The sequence below is a fragment of the Pseudokineococcus lusitanus genome, assembly GCF_003751265.1.
Lineage (GTDB): Bacteria > Actinomycetota > Actinomycetes > Actinomycetales > Quadrisphaeraceae > Pseudokineococcus > Pseudokineococcus lusitanus.
On the sequence record NZ_RJKN01000003.1, the window covers coordinates 1 to 16218 of the forward strand.

Consider the following 16218-nt stretch of genomic DNA (forward strand, 5'->3'; position numbering starts at 1 on the left):
GCAGTCCCACTCCACACCGGGAGGTCCTCGCTCACGTCACGACGCGCTCACACGCTCACGTCGCACTCACCCGACCAACGTCCCTGGGCAGTACAGCTAGTCGTTCCGCCGCACGCGGTCACGGTTCGGTCACTCGACGGACAGGACGGGCGGCGCGGGGCAGGGTCGAGGGGCGCCGGTGGAGACGACCGCCCGCGCCCGCCGCCGCGACGTCCTCCGGGACCCGGCCGGCACCACCGCTCCTCCCGGAAGGCCACACCCATGCACCGAGCGCTCCGCCGCGCTCTCACCGCCCTGCTCACGACCGTCGTCGTGGGCCTGGGCACCGTCACCGCCGTCGCGCCCGCGACGGCCCAGCCCGTCACCGCCGCCGCGGCGGCCTGCTCCAGCCGCGCGGGCCTCCCGGCTCGGGTCAGCATCGACCGCGCCTACCAGGAGGTACGGGTCCCGCTGCAGGACTCCTGCTACAACGACTTCGTCTGGCTCGACCTCTACGGCCCCCAGGGCTACGAGACGATGCTCGACTGGGACCCCGCGCACAACGGTGCCCTCGCCTACTGGGACGTCTACGGCTGGTACACGCAGCCCGGCACCTACCGCGTGCGTGAGGGCTACGCCTCGCCTCACAACTACACGGCTTCGACCTCGACGCTCGTCAAGTTCGGCTCCAAGGCGGGCCTGACGGCCAAGCGCTCGGGCGGCAGGGTGACGCTGACCGCCTGCGCCAGCTACTACAACGGCTCGCGCGACGCCTTCGTCCCGTGGGCGGGCCACAAGGCGACGATCCAGAAGCTGGGCCGGGACGGCCGGACCTGGTCCTACGTCAAGACGGTGGGGACCAACCGCAGCGGCTGCGCGGCGCACACGGTGTCCGACCGCTACGCGGGCACCTACCGGGTGTCGACGTACGAGACGTACCAGATCTTCGGGCGGACCTCGCCCTCCGTCCGGGCGTGAGCCCGCGGTGCGACCCGGCCCTCAGGGCCGGGTCGCACCGCCCCCGGGCGGCGTCGCCCGGGCCAGCGCGCGCGGGCTCGTGAGGAAGCCCAGGCCCCACGCGCCGTGCATGAGGCCGTAGACACCGGCGAGCGCAAGACGGCCCCGCACGCCGAGGCCGCCGCCGAAGGCCGCCCCGCCCGCGAGGAGCAGCGCCGCGTAGCCACCGGGCAGCAGCAGCGCCGGACGCCAGCGGAGCCCCACGAGTGCGCCCGCGCCGGCCCCGAGGACCGCGGCGGGCGGGGCGAGGTAGCGCGGGGAGACGGTGCTCGAGTCGCGCCGCACGATGGCGCGCCGCCACCGGCCGTAGTGGAAGTACTGCCGCGCCAGCGCCTCCGGCGTCGAGCGGGGGCGGTAGGCCACCTCGAGGCGGGGGTCGAACCAGACGAGGCCGCCCGTGGCGCGCAGCCGGTGGTTGAGCTCCCAGTCCTGCGCGCGCAGGTAGTGCTCGTCGTAGCCACCGACCCGCTCCAGCGCGTCCCGGCGGAAGACGCCGAGGTAGACGGAGTCGGCCGGGCCCGCGGAGCCGCCCGTGTGGAAGGGGGCGCTGCCCACGCCGAGCTTCGTCGTCATGGCCCGGGCGACGACGCGCTCGAACCAGGTGCTGCCCTCCGCGGCCATGAGGCCGCCGACGTTGTCGGCGCCCGTCGCCAGCAGCGCCTCGACGGCGGTGGCGACGTACCGCGGCGGCAGCATCGAGTGGCCGTCCACGCGGACGAGGACGTCGTGGCGGGCTGCCGCCACGGCGGCGTTGAGGCCGGCGGGGGTGGCGCCGCGCGGGTCCGGGTTGTCCACGACGACGACGCGGCCGCCGGACGACGCCGCCAGCCGGTCGGCGACCTCGCGGGTCCCGTCGGCGCTGCGGCCGACCGCCACGACGACCTCGAGCTCGCCGTCGTACACCTGGCCGAGGGAGCAGCGGACGCTCTCCTCGAGGTGCCGCGCCTCGTCGAGGACCGTCATGACGACGGAGACCGGGGGCGCCGGGGTGCCGGGCGCGGCGGCGGTGCTGTCCTGGCTCATGGCGGGCGCCACGGTAGCGTCCGCCACCATGCGAGGGATCATCCTGGCCGGCGGCACCGGCACGCGCCTGTGGCCCATCACCCGCGCCATCAGCAAGCAGCTGATGCCGGTGTTCGACAAGCCGATGATCTACTACCCGCTCTCCACGCTGATGATGGCGGGGATCCGCGAGGTGCTCGTCATCACGACCCCCGAGGACTCCGACTCCTTCCGCCGGCTGCTGGGCGACGGCTCGGACCTCGGCATGGAGATCACCTACGCCGTGCAGCCGAGGCCGGAGGGCCTGGCGCAGGCCTTCCTCATCGGCGCCGACTTCATCGGCGACCAGCCGGTGGCGCTCGTGCTGGGCGACAACATCTTCTACGGCAGCGGCCTCGGCACGGCGCTGCGCCGGCTGTCCGACGTCCGCGGCGGCCACGTCTTCGCGTACCACGTGAGCAACCCGAAGGCCTACGGCGTCGTGGAGTTCGACGACGACGGCACCGTCCTGTCCCTCGAGGAGAAGCCGGCCGAGCCGCGCAGCTCCTTCGCGGTGCCGGGCCTGTACTTCTACGACAGCGACGTCGTCGGCATCGCCGGCAGCATCGAGCCCAGCGCCCGCGGCGAGCTCGAGATCACCGCGGTCAACGACGCCTACCTGCAGCGCGGCGACCTCACCGTCACCGTCCTCGAGCGCGGGACCGCCTGGCTCGACACCGGCACGGTCGACGACATGATGGCCGCCTCCGAGTTCGTCCAGGTCGTCGAGGCCCGCCAGGGCTACAAGATCGGGTGCATCGAGGAGATCGCCTGGCGCGAGGGCTGGATCGACGACGATCAGCTCACGGCGCTGGCGGAGCCTCTGCGCAAGAGCGGCTACGGCGAGTACCTCCTCGAGCTGCTGCGCACCCGCCGCTGACGCGCACCGCCGAGGCCCCTCCTCCGACCTACGGCTCTGCCGACGTCGACACCACAGCCCTCCTGCGGCCGACGTCGGCAGCGACGTCGTCACCAGAGTTCTCCCGCGACCCACTTCGCTGCCGAAGTCGTGACCAGAGCCCTCCCGCGGCCGACTTCGGCAGCGAAGTCGCCACCAGGGCCCTCCCGCGGCCGACTTCGGCAGCGACGTCGCCACCGGAGGCGCCTCGGCCGACCTCGTCAGCGACGTCGCGCTCCGGGACCGGGCCTCGTCGGCAGGTGCGGCGCCGCAGCGCGCCGGCCCTCAGGGCAGGCGCGCCTCCAGCGCCCGCAGGGCCCGGCGCACCGCCGCGAGGGGACCGCGGGCGGGCGGGGGCACCGCGGCGCGCAGCCGTGCCTCCACCGTCCCGGGGTGGTCGAGGTCCGTCGGCTGCACGGCGACGACGGCGACCGCCGCGTACGTGCGCCGCAGCTCCTCGAGCGTCGCGGCGACGCCGCGGGGCGTCACGAGCTCGACGACGTAGCCGCCGCGGCGCAGGGGGGCCAGCGCCGGCCGCTCGACGAGCAGGACCGGGGTGAAGGCCTCCGCCGCCGCGCGGGCGCGGGTGACCACGTCGAGCACGGCGTCCGGCCGCTCCTCCGCACCGGGGCGCAGGTGCACGACGACGACCGGCACGTCGGCGGTCGGGGCCCCGTCGCCGCGGCGCAGGCCGGGAGGCGCGCCGCCGCCCGCGCGGGCGAGCGCGGCGTGCAGCGGGTCGACGAGCCGCCCGAGGGAGGCCCGTGCCGCCGTGCGGGCCGACGCGAGGCTCATGCCCCCTCCCCCGCCCGTACGGCGTCGCGGACCGCCGGCAGCTCGTCGCGGGCGGCCCCGTCGCCGAGGGCCTCGACGACGGCCATGGCCTCCGCCGCCCCGTTGCCGGGCCACAGCCGACGGCAGCGCGCGGCGACGGCGTCCCGGCTCGCGGCGTCGAGGAGCAGCGCCGCGACCCGCTCGCAGGACCTCCGGTCCCGCGGCCGCAGGTCCACCCCGGCGCCCTCGCGCTCGGCCCAGGCGGCACGGCGCGGCTGGTCGTCGAGCTGGGCCGCGACGCCGACGAAGGCTCCGGCCCGCGCCTGGGACACGGTCTCGTGGAACGTGTTGTACCCGGCGGCCGTGACGACGACGTCGAAGGCCCGCAGGTACCGGCTGAGCGGGTAGGCGCTGATCGTGCGGACGCCCGCCCCCGGGTCCGCCGACGAGCGGGCGATGGACGGGCGCACGAGGCAGACCTGCGCGTCGGGGACCGCCGCGCGCAGGGCGCCGACCACGGCGCCGAGGTCGGTGTCGACGTCCTGCCAGCTGCCCGCCCCCAGCGTCACCAGCGCCGTCGGCACGCCCGGCTCGAGGTCGAGCGCCGCCCGGGCCTCCTCGGCCGGGAGCGCGTCGGACGGGTCGAGCAGGGTGATCGGGCGCACCGTCAGCGCCTCCGGACGCCCGACCGTGAGACCACGGTCCAGCCCGCCGGCCAGCTCGCCCGGCTCGAGGACCAGGTCGAAGCGCCGGGAGAGGAGCAGCTGCCGTGCCCCCAGCCCCGGCTTCCACATCGGCCGGCGCGACCAGACGCGGCGGACCGACGGGAAGCGCTCCCCCAGCTCGGCGACGGCGCGGTAGGGGTAGGTGCCGTCGAAGACGAGGACGGTGGGACGCAGCCGCTCCACCGCCTCGCCCAGGCGCCGGTGCAGCACGGGGTTCCACCGCCGCGGCGAGATGCGCAGGTCGTCCGCGCTCGGGACGTACTGGAAGGGCAGGTCGCCCGCCGCCAGCGGCACCGCCGAGGACATCGACAGCACCTGGACGTCGGTGCCCGGCGCGGCCCGCCGGCCCATCGCCACGAGGCGCGTGAGGTGGCCCATGCCCGAGCCGTTGGAGCTGACGAGCAGGACGCGGGGCGGCACGCGGGCAGCGTAGGTGCTGGGTGCGCGCGGACGGGTGACGCCGGCCGCCCGGACGGCGGGGCGGCAGGTCGCGGACCGGTGACGACCGCCCTCCCCGCATCACGATGTCGTGTCGACCCGGACATACCGGCCCGTCGAGCGTCCGCCGTCCCTAGCGTCCGGAGCACCGGCCAGGGAGACCCCCGACCGGACGGCCGCGGGGCCGTCACCCCGCGAACCCCTCCTCGAGAGAAGGTCTCGTGCGCTCTCCGCTCCGGCGCCTCGCCGCCGCCCTGTCCGTCACCACCCTCCTCGCCGCCGGCGCGGTCACCGCCGCCCTCCCGGCCACCGCGAGCAGCACCACGGCGGCCGCCGCCTGCAGGACCAGCCTCGACCTGCCGGGCCGCGTCAGCATCGACCGCCCGCTGCACCAGGCCCGCATCGCCATCAACGACCGCTGCGGCGTGGACCAGGCCTCCTTCCAGGTCGTCGGCCCGAAGGGGTACTCCACGACCTTCGACTTCGACCTCACGCGCACGGACAAGTACGCCCGCTGGGACATCCCCAGCACGCTGGCGCCGGGCACCTACACGGCCCGCAGCGCGACGCCGGGCTACGTCCCCACGACGGCGGTGCTCAAGTACGGGTCGAAGATCAGCTTCGCGGCCTACCGCTTCTACGACGAGCCGGGCATCGACAGCAACGTCGTCTACATGGAGGCCTGCGCCTCCTACTACAACGCGAGCCGCGGGCAGTACCTGCCGTGGCGCGACCACCGTGTCGTCCTCGAGAACACCGACCGGTTCGGCGGCTACCGCTACCTGTCGACGGTCCGCACCGGCGCCGACGGCTGCGCCCTCACCGCCGTGCCCAACAAGTACCTCAGCACCTACCGGGTCACGAGCTACGAGACCGCCAACATCTTCAGCCGCACCAGCGCGGGCATCACCATCTGACCTGCCGGCTGCCCCACCCACGAGCCCCCGTCCACCGCGGACGGGGGCTCGTGGCCGTCCCCGCCTCCGTTGCCGCGCAGCGTTCGTCGCGGCCCGGTCACGATCCGCACGCCACGGTCACGACCTCGCCACGGAGCCGACGAAAGCCCCCACCGCCCCTGCCGCCGCCCTAGCGTCCGGAGCACCGGCCAGGGAGACCCCCGACCGGACGGCCGCGGGGCCGTCACCCCGCGAACCCCCTCAACGGGAGAAGGTCTCGTGCGCTCTCCGCTCCGGCGCCTCGCCGCCGCCCTGTCCGTCACCACCGTCGTCGCCGCCGGCGCGGTCACCGCCGCCCTGCCGGCCACCGCGAGCCCGCAGACCGCCGCCGCGGCGGCCTGCACGACCTCCCTCGACCTGCCGGGCCGCCTCTCGCTCGACCGGCCGCTGCAGCAGGTCCGCATCGCCGCGAACGACCGCTGCGGCGTCGACCGGGTCTCCTTCGAGATCCGGGGCGGGCTGGCCGGGCCGGCGTCCTTCTACTTCGACCTCACCGAGAGCAAGTACGCGCGCTGGGACGTGCCGGGGACGGCGGCGCCGGGCGTCTACACGGCCTACAGCGGGACACCGGGCTACGTCCCGACGAGCTCGGTCGTCAAGTACGGCTCGAAGATCTCCTTCCGCGCCGACCGGATCCTCGACGAGCCGCTGCTGGACCCGGACTACGTCACGGCGGAGGCCTGCGCGGCCTACTACAACGGCAGCCGGGCGACCTACCTCCCCTGGCGCGACCACCGCATCGTCCTGGAGAACACCGACTCCCAGGGCCGGTTCCGCTACCTGACGACCGTCCGGACCGGCGCCGACGGCTGCGCGGTCGTCTACTTCCCGAACAAGTACTCCGGCACCTACCGGGCCACGTCCTACGAGACGAACAAGATCTTCAGCCGGACGTCCCAGCCCGAGTTCGTCGGCGGCCTCTACGGCGCCTGAGCCGGCCCACGACGAGGGCCCCCGACCGCGAGGACGGGGGCCCTTCGTCGTCCACCTGCACGGCCGGCCCGGCCACCACGCGACGAGGCCCCCGTCCACCGGACGGGGGCCTCGTCGTCGTGCGGGTCGGGCGACGTCAGCGGACGGTGACCGCCGCCGAGGTGCGGGAGAAGATGTTGTCCGTCTCCCACGTCACCACGCGGTACGTCGCGGCGTACTTGTTGGTGAAGCGGTAGAACACGCGGCCGTCCTGCGGCAGCGTCACCGAGCGCAGGAACTGCCAGGTCTTGCCGTCCTTGCCGAGGATCTGGATCGTGGCCTTGCGGTCACGCAGCGGCACGTAGCGGTCCGAGACGCCGTTGAAGTACTGGCCGGCGACGAGGAGCTCGACCTGGTTGCCGAAGCGCTCGCCGCGGATGCCGGCCCGGGCGCCGTACTTGACGACCGTCGTGGCCGGCAGCACCTCGACGGACGTGTCGGCCGGGTCACCGATGAAGAAGTAGGTGCCCGGACGGTTGCTGGAGGTCACGGGCCAGTCGTCGACCGGCGTGAGCGCGTCGTACTCGAGAACGTAGTCGACCTGGTCCCGCGGGTCGACGATGCCGACCCGGACGGAGACGTCCACGTCGCAGTCACCGATGACCGGGACGGGCACCTCCTTGTACGGCGTGTCCATCGAGACGCGCGTCGGGGGAAGAGGCTGCACCGAGCACTCAGGCGCCGTCCCCGACGCCGCCGCGGGCGAGACACCCAGGCCGAGCGCGAGCGCCCCCACCGAGAGCGCCACGGCGCCCCGTCGTGCCATGTCCTGCAGTCGCATCGAGCAGTCCTCCCGTCTCGCGACGGCACGGCGCCGACGCCCTCGCATCGAAGCGGACGGGACGGACGTCGCGGGGCGAGACGTCACGGCGTTCCCCCGAACGGGTGACGGCCGTACGTGCCGACGACCGCTGCGGCTCAGCGGGGGACGGCGCGCAGGGCGCCCACCGCCCGGCCGAGCCCTCTCGCCCCGCGGGCCGCGCCCGCGGCGACACGCACCGGCAGCCGGCCGCGCAGCCGCTCGTACGCCCGCCGCCAGCGGGCGGACTCCTTGCGCGCGGCCCGGACCTCGTCCTCGAGGCGCGCCACCCGGGCGCGGGCCGCCGCGAGGTCGCGGCGGACGGCGTCGCCCCGCTCCTCCGCCTCCGCCCGGCGCGCCGTGGCCTCCGCCGTGGCCGCCCGCGATCGCACGAGCGCTCCGGCGAGACCGCCCGGCGACGTGCCGCCCGCGAGGACGCCCCGGTGCCGTCCCACGCCGTCGGCGGAGGTGGTGGGCGTCACCACCCAGCTCGACTCCTCGGGCCACAGGTGCATGAGGGCCGCGCCGTCGTCGCCCAGCCAGTCGACCGGGGTCATGCGCGCGACGTCGAGCCCGGCGGCCCGCAGCCGGTCCTCGACGTCGTGGCCGTACATCCGCACGTGGTCGGCCTGCCCGAAGCGGCGCACCCGCTCGTCGGCGGATGCGTCGGGGTCCTCGTCGGTGGCCCGGCCCGGCGCCCACGGCACCTGGAGGAGCGCCAGCCCCCCGGGCTTGAGGACACGGGCGACCTCCCGCATGGCGGCGGCGTCGTCCGGCACGTGCTCGAGCACGTGGTAGGCCACGAGGAGGTCCACCGAGCCGTCGGCCAGCGGCAGGTCGGTGAGGCTGGCGCGGACGTCCACCGCCCGGCCGTCGGCGCCCGGGTCGAAGTCCACACCGAGGTACCCCTGGGGGCAGAGCCGCCGGAGCTGCTGCGCCACCGGCCTGCTCGGGGCGACGTCGACGACGAGGGAGGCGAGGGCCAGCCGCGGCGCGAGCCCGTCGAGGACGAGCGAGAGGAAGCGGTGCCGCTCCAGCGCCCGGCAGCGCGGGCACGCGGCGTCCGGGCGGCCCCGCGGCCCCGGCCCGTAGGCGGAGGCCTCGTCCCCGCAGGCGGGGCACCACCGGAGCCCCCCGTCGGCGGACCGCCCGGGCCCGGTGCCCGGGCGCCCCGCCGCACCCGCCGCGCCCTGCCGCGCCGTCGTGCCCGTCGTGCTCGTCGTCATGGCCTCCCCCGTCGCCCGTCCCCGTCGACGCCGCGATGCTGCCACGCGGGGAAGGCCCCGCGGGGGCCGCGGGACGGGTCAGCCCGCGGACGTCCCGAGGACGGAGGGGGCGGCCGCCTCCCAGCGGGACCGCCACTCCCCCACCGGCTCCACGCCGGCGGCCCGCAGGCGGTCGTGACCGAGGACGCTCCACGCCGGCCGGGGCGCGGGGCGCGGGTAGGCCTCGGAGGTGGTGGCGTCCACCCGCTCCGGGTCGAGCCCCGAGGAGACGGCCACGGCCTGCGCGAGGTCGCGCCACGTCGCCGTGCCGGAGGCGGTGCCGTGGTACGTCCCGCCGGGGGCGTCGGCGTCGACGAGCCGCAGCAGGAGGTCGGCGAGGTCGCGCGCCCACGTGGGCTGGCCGCGCTGGTCGTCCACGACGGCGATGCGGTCCCGGTCGGCGAGCAGCCGGGCGATGGTGCGCGGGAAGCAGGGTGCGTCGCCGTACAGCCAGGCCGTCCGGACGACGAGGTGGCGGGGACCCACGCCGAGCACGGCCCACTCCCCGGCCAGCTTCGTGCGCCCGTAGGCGGAGCGCGGCGCGGTCGGGGCGTCCTCGGCGTAGGGCTCGGTGGCGGTGCCGTCGAAGACGTAGTCGGTGGACACGTGGACGAGGCGGGCGCCGGCCGCCGACGCGGCGACCGCGAGGTTGCGCGCGCCCGTGGCGTTGACGGCGAAGGCGGAGCCCTCGGCGGCCTCCGCGTCGTCGACGGCGGTCCACGCGGTGGCGTTGACGACGACGTCCACGTCGGCGAGGACCCGCCGGCAGGCCTCGGCGTCGGTGACGTCGAGGTCCGCCCTCCGCAGCGGGGTGACGTCGTCGCCCCGGGCCTGCAGCGCGGCCACCACCTCCCGCCCGAGCATCCCCGTCGCACCCACCACGGCCCACCGCGTCGTCATGCGGCCATCGTCGCAGCGACCGACGCCCCGGCCGTGCAGACCGGGCCGCCCGGCGGACCGGGTGACCCGGCCGGGGCCCGTGCGCCCGGACGGGTGAGCCCCGCCCCGCCGGGCCGCCCGCACCTCACCCTCTCGGCCCCCCGGCCCGATGACCCCACGGACAGCAGGACCCGAGGACACCGAGGAGCCGAGACCCATGGACCGTCGACACCATCGCCGGGGCGCCGTCGCGGCGACCCTCGCCGCCGCCCTGCTCGTCGGGGGCGGGGCCACCGCCGTGGCCACGGCCGCGACCGGCACCGACGCGGCGGCCACGACCGCCGCCACCTCGTCCGTCACCACCACCGCCGCCTCGACGGCGCGGATCGTCCGCACCGACGCGCCGCTCACGCTGCGCGTCGGCGCCCCGCGCCAGACGATCCAGATCGCCGTCCAGACCAACGAGCCCATGGACGCCGCGCGGGTCTCGCTCGTCGGCGGCAGCGGTCGCGTCGGCCCGCAGGGCACGAGCACCAAGGCCCTCCCGGGCAGGCCCACGACGCAGCGGGCCGACGTCGTCCTCGACGTCACCCAGCTCCCCGGCTGGGGCCGTCTGGGCTGGGAGCTGTCCGGCTGGAGGACGTCGGACGGTAGCTGCACGCTCGTCGACCACACGGTGCGCGTCGACGTCCGCGCCCACTCCCAGGCCGCGCTGACGGCGGTCAAGCGCTCGGGCGAGAAGGTGCGCGTCCAGGGCGCGCTGCGCGCCTACCACACGGTGAAGCAGCAGATGGTCCCGTGGGCGGGGCGGCCCGTGGAGATCCAGCGCCACGACGGGAAGAGCTGGCAGCGGGTGGCCACCGCCACCACGACGAAGGCCGGCGCCGTCGACCTCTCCGTCACCGCGCCGCGGGGCAGCTACCTGCGCGTCGTCGCCGCCGACACGGGCCGGATCTGGGGCGTCACGAGCGACGGCATCCGCGTCTGACCGCTCCCGACCCGGCAGCACCCGCCCGCCCCGTCCCCGGCACGTCGTCGGGGGCGGGGCGTCGTCGTGCTCCTAGGGTGACCCGCATGCCTGTCGAGCCCCTGGACATCGAGGGCGCCTTCGTCGTGCGCCCCACGCAGCACCGCGACAGCCGCGGCGTCTTCATGGAGTGGTTCACCGAGAAGGCCTTCGCGGAGCAGACGGGGCACCCGCTGCGGCTCGCCCAGGCGAACTGCAGCGTCTCGGCCGCCGGCGTCGTGCGCGGCATCCACTTCGCCGACGTGCCGCCCGGCCAGGCCAAGTACGTCTTCTGCCCCTCCGGCGCCGTCCTCGACGTCGTCGTGGACATCCGGGTGGGCTCGCCCACGTACGGACGGTGGACGTCGGTCCTGCTCGACGACGTCGACCGCTGCGCGGTCTACCTCGCCGAGGGGCTCGGGCACGCCTTCATGTCGCTCGCCGAGGGCAGCACGGTGGTCTACCTCTGCTCCGAGGGCTACTCGCCCGGCCGCGAGCACGGCATCGACCCCCGCGACGCCGACCTCGCGATCACCTGGCCCGTGCAGGACCGGGACGGCAACCCGCTCGAGCCGCTGCTCAGCGAGAAGGACACCGCGGCACCGACCCTCGCCGAGGCACGGGAGCAGGGCCTGCTGCCGACGTACGAGCAGGTCACCGAGCACCTCGCCGCGCTGCGCCGGGGCTGACCGGCGCCGGGCCCTCCCGGCGCCGCCGCCGGCGCCGGGAGGTGGCGCGACGCGCCGGGTCGCGCGCGCAGGGAGCGTCCAGCCGGGGTGCCTATCCTCCTGCGCATGCCCAGCCAGCCCGAGCCCCGGCGGGTGCCTGCCGCCGAGGAGCCGCGGTGGGGCCCCTCCACGACCTACCGCTCCCGCCCCCGCGTCCTGCGCGGGGGGACGGGCGACGACCGCCGCCAGCTCCCGCCGCCCAGCTCCCCGCGCCCCGCGGGGGCCACGACGGACCGCCGCGAGCCCCCGCTGCCCCGCCCGGGCGAGCGCGACGCCCGCGGCCGAGTGCCGCTGGAGCGGCCGCCCTCGGGCGGGACGACGTACGGGCGGCGCACCTCGGCCCGGGTCCGACGACGGCGGACCGTCGCCGTCGTGGCCCTGCTGCTCGTCGCGGCCCTCGTGGTCTACCCCGTCGTCCTCGGCACGACGGCGCTCGGCGCGCTGCAGCGGGAGGACGCCCTCGGCGCCTCGGCGGTGTCCGGGACGCCGGGGCACACGTACCTGCTCGTGGGCTCCGACAGCCGCGAGGGCACGACCATCGGCGGTGACGCCGAGGGCGAGCGGACCGACTCGATCATCATGCTCCACGTGCCCCGCTGGGGCGGTCCCAGCGTCCTCGTCAGCATCCCGCGCGACTCCTACGTCGCCGTGCCCGGCTACTACGAGACGAAGATCAACGCCGCCTTCTCCCTCGGCGGGGCACCGCTCCTCGTCGACACCGTCGAGCAGGCGACCGGGGTCAAGATCGACGACTACGTCGAGACGGGCTTCACGGGCTTCGCCGACGTCGTGGACGCCGTCGGGGGCGTGGAGATGTGCCCCGAGACGGCGATCGTCGACCCGAAGGCGCGGCTCGACATCGAGGCCGGCTGCCAGCTCATGGACGGCGACACCGCTCTCGGCTACGCCCGGACGCGCTACGAGGACCCGCGGGGCGACATCGGGCGCGGTGACCGCCAGCGCGAGCTGATGTCGGCCATCGCCGCCAAGGGCACGTCACCCTCGTTGTTGCTCAACCCCTTCCGCGCCGTGCCCACGGCCGGGGCCGCCGGCGGGGCACTCACGGTCGACGACTCGACGGGCCTGTGGGACCTCGCCACCTTCGCCCGCGGCATGCGGAGCGCGTCGTCCGCGGACGGCATCTCGATGACCGTCCCCGTCGCCCGCTCCGACCGGATCACCAACTCCGGCCAGGTCGTCGACTGGGACGAGGCCCAGGCCGACGCGCTGTGGACGGCGCTGCGCGAGGACGACACCGACGCGGTGCGGGCCATCGCCGAGGCGCAGGAGGCCCAGGTCTCCTGACACGGCCGCCCCGGCCGGGCACAGCGGGGCGCCCGTGCGCAGCGGGCGCGCCGGGACGTCACCCGGCGGGCCGAGCGCGCCTGGGCCGGATGGGGTCACGGGCAGGGCCGTCCGGGGTGCCGGAGTGCCGGCGAGGCTCAGGTGCCCGACGGGCACGACGACGGAGGGGCGTCATCACCCGTCGGCCCGAGACCACCGGGCCTCCCCGCAGGAGCCTCCATGACCAGCGCCCAGCGCCGTCGCTCTCCCTCCCGTCGCACCACCCGCGCCACCGCCCTCGCGGCCGCGGCGGTCGTCGTCGTCGCCGGCGCGGCCTCGGCGACGGCGGCCCCCGCCGCGACGAAGGCCGTCGACCTCGGTGACCGCCCCGTCGTCATCGCCGCCGTCGGCAGCCCGGGCGACTCCGCGACGGCCGCGAACGCCGCCGCCCGCGTCGACGCCCCGGTCGTCTACACGACGTCCGCCTCCCTCTCCCCCTCCACGCGCAAGTTCCTCAAGGGGTACAAGGCGTCGTCCGTCGTCGTCGTCGGCGGCACCGCGGCCATCAGCCAGGACGTCGCCCGCGAGGTCGACAGCCTCTCCGGCACGCTCCACCGGGTCGCCGGTGCCGACAAGTACGAGACCGCCGCCGCCATCGCCGCCTTCATGGCGCGCGTGCCCGCCGCCGCCCCCGCGAAGGACGGCGCCTCCGCCTACCAGCTCTGGCTCGCCGCGGGCCACAAGGGCACGACGGCCGACTTCCTGGCCTCCCTCAAGGGGAAGCAGGGCATCCAGGGCATCCAGGGCCTCCCCGGCATCCCCGGCGCCGCCGGCGCGCAGGGCCTCATGGGCCTGCAGGGCCCGGCCGGGGCGGACGGCCTCGACGGCGCCACCGGCGTGGACGGCCTCGACGGCGCGAACGGGGCGGACGGCCTCGACGGCCAGGACGGCGCCACCGGCGCCACGGGTGCGGCAGGCGAGGTCGGCCCACGGGGCCTGACCGGTCCCCAGGGCGAGACCGGCCCCCAGGGCGCCCGGGGCGAGACCGGCGCCACGGGTGCGGCCGGCGCGCAGGGCGACCCGGGCGAGGCCGGCCCTCAGGGACCCGCAGGGGCCCGGGGGACCACCGGTGAGACGGGTCCTGCGGGTGCGGCCGGCGCCCAGGGACCGCAGGGCGACACCGGCCCCGCCGGTCCGCAGGGGCCCGCCGGCCCGCAGGGCCCCGCGGGCCCGACCGGCGCCACCGGCCCGACCGGCGCCAGCGGTGTGGCCGGCGTGCGCCTGCACTCCGAGAACTACGTCGTCCCCTCCGACGGCGCGGGGACGATCGACGTGTCCTGCGACCCGGGCGAGCTCGCCATCTCCGGCGGCTGGAAGGCCGACAGGGCCCTCGCACCCTCGGAGGCGTACGTCATGAGCACCACGACCTACCGCTTCCGCACGACGTTCGAGGCGGGTACCACCGTGGACGTCCACGTCGTCTGCCTCACGCAGAGCGCCTGACGGCAGGGGGCGGGTCCCGGGCCGGGACCCGCCCCTTGCTCAGTCCCCGGCGACCCGTTCCCGCAACGCCGCGCCCTTGCCCTCGGCGGCGGCGCGGAGCTCGTCCTGGAAGGTCGCCATCCGCGCCCGCAGGCGGACGCCGCGCTCGTCGTCCGCCGCGGCGAGCACCCGGACGGCCAGCAGCCCCGCGTTGCGGGCGCCGCCGACCGACACCGTCGCCACCGGCACGCCGGCCGGCATCTGGACGATGGAGTACAGCGAGTCGACGCCGTCGAGGTGCGCCAGCGGCACCGGCACCCCGACCACCGGCAGCGGCGTGAGCGCCGCGAGCATGCCGGGCAGGTGCGCCGCTCCCCCGGCCCCGGCGACGACCACCCGCAGGCCGCGGTCCGCCGCGTGCCGGCCGTAGTCGAGCATCCGATCGGGCATGCGGTGGGCGGAGACGACGTCGACGGCGTGCGGCACGTCGAACTCCGCGAGCGCGGTCGAGACCGCCTCCATCACCCGCCAGTCCGAGTCGGAGCCCATGACGACGCCGACCACCGGGTCGCCGTCCCCGACGACCGCACCCAGCCCCTCGACCTGACGACCCATGCCGCTCTCCCTCACTCGTCCAGCAGGCCGGCGAGGTAGTCGGCGGCGTGGCGGGCGCGGGCCCGCACGTCGTCGAGGTCGTCGCCGCTGACGCTGACGTGGCCGAGCTTGCGCCCGGGCCGCACGCCCTTGCCGTACAGGTGCACCTTGGCGCCGGGGTCGCGCGCCATGACGTGGCGGTACGCCCGGTACATCTCCTCGGGCCCCTCGTCGCGGGTGCCGAGGACGTTGACCATGACGGTCCACGGCGCCCGGGGGCGCGGGTCGCCGAGCGGGAGGTCGAGCACGGCCCGCAGGTGCTGCTCGAACTGGCTCGTCGTCGACCCGTCCTGCGTCCAGTGCCCGGAGTTGTGCGGCCGCATCGCCAGCTCGTTGACGAGGACGCGGCCGTCGGCCGTCTCGAAGCACTCGACGGCGAGCACGCCCGTGACGCCGAGCTCGCCGGCCACCCGGAAGGCGGCGGCCACCGCCGCGGAGGCGGCGTCGTCGTCGAGACCGGGTGCGGGGGCGGTGACCTCGCGGCAGACCCCGCCGACCTGGACCGTCTCGACGACGGGCCACGCGGCGGCCTGGCCGCTCGGGCTGCGGGCGACGAGGACGGCCAGCTCGCGGGTGAAGGCCACCCGCTCCTCGGCGAGGAGCGGCCCGTCCGTGGCGGCGAACCAGCCGGCCACGACGTCGTCGGCCCGGGCCGCGGCGGCGTCGTCGAGGACGCGGACGCCCTTGCCGTCGTAGCCGCCGCGGGGCGTCTTGAGGACGAGGGGCCAGCCCAGCCGGTCACCGGCGGCGACGAGCGCGTCGACGTCGTCGACGGCGGCCCAGCCGGGGCAGGGGACGCCGAGCGCCGTGAGGCGCTCCCGCATGACGAGCTTGTCCTGCGCGTGCACGAGGGCCGCCGGGCCCGGGCGCACGGCGACGCCGTCCGCCTCGAGCGCGTGCAGGTGCTCGGTCGGCACGTGCTCGTGGTCGAAGGTCAGCGCGGCCGCGCCCGCCGCGACGCCCCGCAGCGCGGCGAGGTCGGTGTGGGCGCCGAGGTGGAGGTCCGGCACGACGAGCGCCGCGCTCTCCCCCGCGCCGGCGGCCAGCAGCCTCAGGCCGACGCCGAGCTCGACGGCCGCGGGCTGCATCATCCGCGCCAGCTGCCCGCCACCGACGACCGCGACGACGGGGAACCCGGGTCCCGCGCCCGTGCGGTCGGGGGCGACGTCGGCGGTGCGGTCGGTCGGCTCGAGGGGCACGCGGCGAGGGTACTGAGCCGGCGGCGGGCGCCGGCCGGCGTCCGCCCGGCGATCGCCGTGGGGGCGGGACGGGCCGGGGACGTGCCCGGGGCGGGACGGGGCGCCGCCGCGGATAGCCTGCG

General features: G+C 76.5%; 16 protein-coding genes. 8 read left to right on the forward strand and 8 right to left on the reverse strand.

Features of this window, described 5'->3' with window-relative positions; genetic code table 11:
* Positions 1-261: 261 nt before the first annotated feature.
* The gene (locus tag EDC03_RS05960) at positions 262-957 is read left to right on the forward strand and encodes a hypothetical protein (RefSeq protein ID WP_123379334.1); all 696 of its coding nucleotides are present in this window, start codon (positions 262-264) and stop codon (positions 955-957) included.
* A 21-nt stretch (positions 958-978) separates the two neighbouring features.
* Here the strand turns inward: EDC03_RS05960 and EDC03_RS05965 are convergent, their stop codons facing one another.
* On the reverse strand, positions 979-2019 hold the full coding sequence (locus tag EDC03_RS05965) for a glycosyltransferase family 2 protein (RefSeq protein ID WP_123379335.1): 1041 nt from the start codon (positions 2017-2019) through the stop codon (positions 979-981).
* 28 nt (positions 2020-2047) lie between these two features.
* Here EDC03_RS05965 and rfbA point away from each other — a divergent pair, with 28 nt between their 5' ends.
* Positions 2048-2917: a glucose-1-phosphate thymidylyltransferase RfbA gene (gene rfbA / locus EDC03_RS05970; protein WP_123379663.1), complete on the forward strand. Its 870-nt coding sequence runs from the start codon at positions 2048-2050 to the stop codon at positions 2915-2917.
* A 303-nt stretch (positions 2918-3220) separates the two neighbouring features.
* On the opposite strand, the gene EDC03_RS05975 is transcribed toward rfbA, so the two are convergent.
* Positions 3221-3730, reverse strand: coding sequence for a hypothetical protein (locus EDC03_RS05975; RefSeq protein ID WP_123379336.1), 510 nt, complete (start codon positions 3728-3730; stop codon positions 3221-3223).
* Positions 3727-4854, reverse strand: coding sequence for a glycosyltransferase (locus EDC03_RS05980; protein ID WP_123379337.1), 1128 nt, complete (start codon positions 4852-4854; stop codon positions 3727-3729). Before EDC03_RS05980 ends, EDC03_RS05975 begins: the two co-directional genes overlap by 4 nt.
* A gap of 239 nt (positions 4855-5093) precedes the next feature.
* Here EDC03_RS05980 and EDC03_RS05985 point away from each other — a divergent pair, with 239 nt between their 5' ends.
* Both EDC03_RS05985 and EDC03_RS05990 read left to right on the forward strand, forming a co-directional pair.
* Positions 5094-5789, forward strand: coding sequence for a hypothetical protein (locus EDC03_RS05985; RefSeq protein WP_123379338.1), 696 nt, complete (start codon positions 5094-5096; stop codon positions 5787-5789).
* Between the two features lie 258 nt (positions 5790-6047).
* Positions 6048-6761, forward strand: coding sequence for a hypothetical protein (locus EDC03_RS05990; RefSeq protein WP_123379339.1), 714 nt, complete (start codon positions 6048-6050; stop codon positions 6759-6761).
* A 136-nt stretch (positions 6762-6897) separates the two neighbouring features.
* Here the strand turns inward: EDC03_RS05990 and EDC03_RS05995 are convergent, their stop codons facing one another.
* The 3 genes from EDC03_RS05995 to rfbD all read right to left on the reverse strand — a co-directional run bounded on the left by EDC03_RS05995 (position 6898) and on the right by rfbD (position 9764).
* Positions 6898-7581, reverse strand: coding sequence for a hypothetical protein (locus EDC03_RS05995; protein ID WP_123379340.1), 684 nt, complete (start codon positions 7579-7581; stop codon positions 6898-6900).
* A gap of 137 nt (positions 7582-7718) precedes the next feature.
* On the reverse strand, positions 7719-8825 hold the full coding sequence (locus EDC03_RS06000) for a class I SAM-dependent methyltransferase (RefSeq protein WP_123379341.1): 1107 nt from the start codon (positions 8823-8825) through the stop codon (positions 7719-7721).
* A 78-nt stretch (positions 8826-8903) separates the two neighbouring features.
* Positions 8904-9764, reverse strand: coding sequence for a dTDP-4-dehydrorhamnose reductase (gene rfbD / locus EDC03_RS06005; RefSeq protein ID WP_199719991.1), 861 nt, complete (start codon positions 9762-9764; stop codon positions 8904-8906).
* A 196-nt stretch (positions 9765-9960) separates the two neighbouring features.
* Between rfbD and EDC03_RS17520 the strand changes: the two genes are divergently transcribed.
* From EDC03_RS17520 to EDC03_RS06030, 4 genes are all read left to right on the forward strand, one after another.
* Positions 9961-10731 (forward strand): hypothetical protein, encoded by a 771-nt coding sequence (locus EDC03_RS17520; RefSeq protein ID WP_158674216.1) that lies wholly within the window; start codon positions 9961-9963, stop codon positions 10729-10731.
* An 86-nt stretch (positions 10732-10817) separates the two neighbouring features.
* Positions 10818-11438, forward strand: a complete 621-nt coding sequence (locus tag EDC03_RS06020; protein WP_123379664.1) for a dTDP-4-dehydrorhamnose 3,5-epimerase family protein — start codon at positions 10818-10820, stop codon at positions 11436-11438.
* A gap of 105 nt (positions 11439-11543) precedes the next feature.
* Positions 11544-12782, forward strand: a complete 1239-nt coding sequence (locus EDC03_RS06025) for an LCP family protein (protein ID WP_123379345.1) — start codon at positions 11544-11546, stop codon at positions 12780-12782.
* A 219-nt stretch (positions 12783-13001) separates the two neighbouring features.
* Positions 13002-14264, forward strand: a complete 1263-nt coding sequence (locus EDC03_RS06030; RefSeq protein WP_199719992.1) for a cell wall-binding repeat-containing protein — start codon at positions 13002-13004, stop codon at positions 14262-14264.
* Between the two features lie 39 nt (positions 14265-14303).
* On the opposite strand, the gene purE is transcribed toward EDC03_RS06030, so the two are convergent.
* Both purE and EDC03_RS06040 read right to left on the reverse strand, forming a co-directional pair.
* Positions 14304-14858: a 5-(carboxyamino)imidazole ribonucleotide mutase gene (purE, locus tag EDC03_RS06035; protein WP_123379346.1), complete on the reverse strand. Its 555-nt coding sequence runs from the start codon at positions 14856-14858 to the stop codon at positions 14304-14306.
* 11 nt (positions 14859-14869) lie between these two features.
* Positions 14870-15988, reverse strand: coding sequence for a 5-(carboxyamino)imidazole ribonucleotide synthase (locus EDC03_RS06040; RefSeq protein ID WP_123379666.1), 1119 nt, complete (start codon positions 15986-15988; stop codon positions 14870-14872).
* Positions 15989-16218 lie beyond the last annotated feature (230 nt).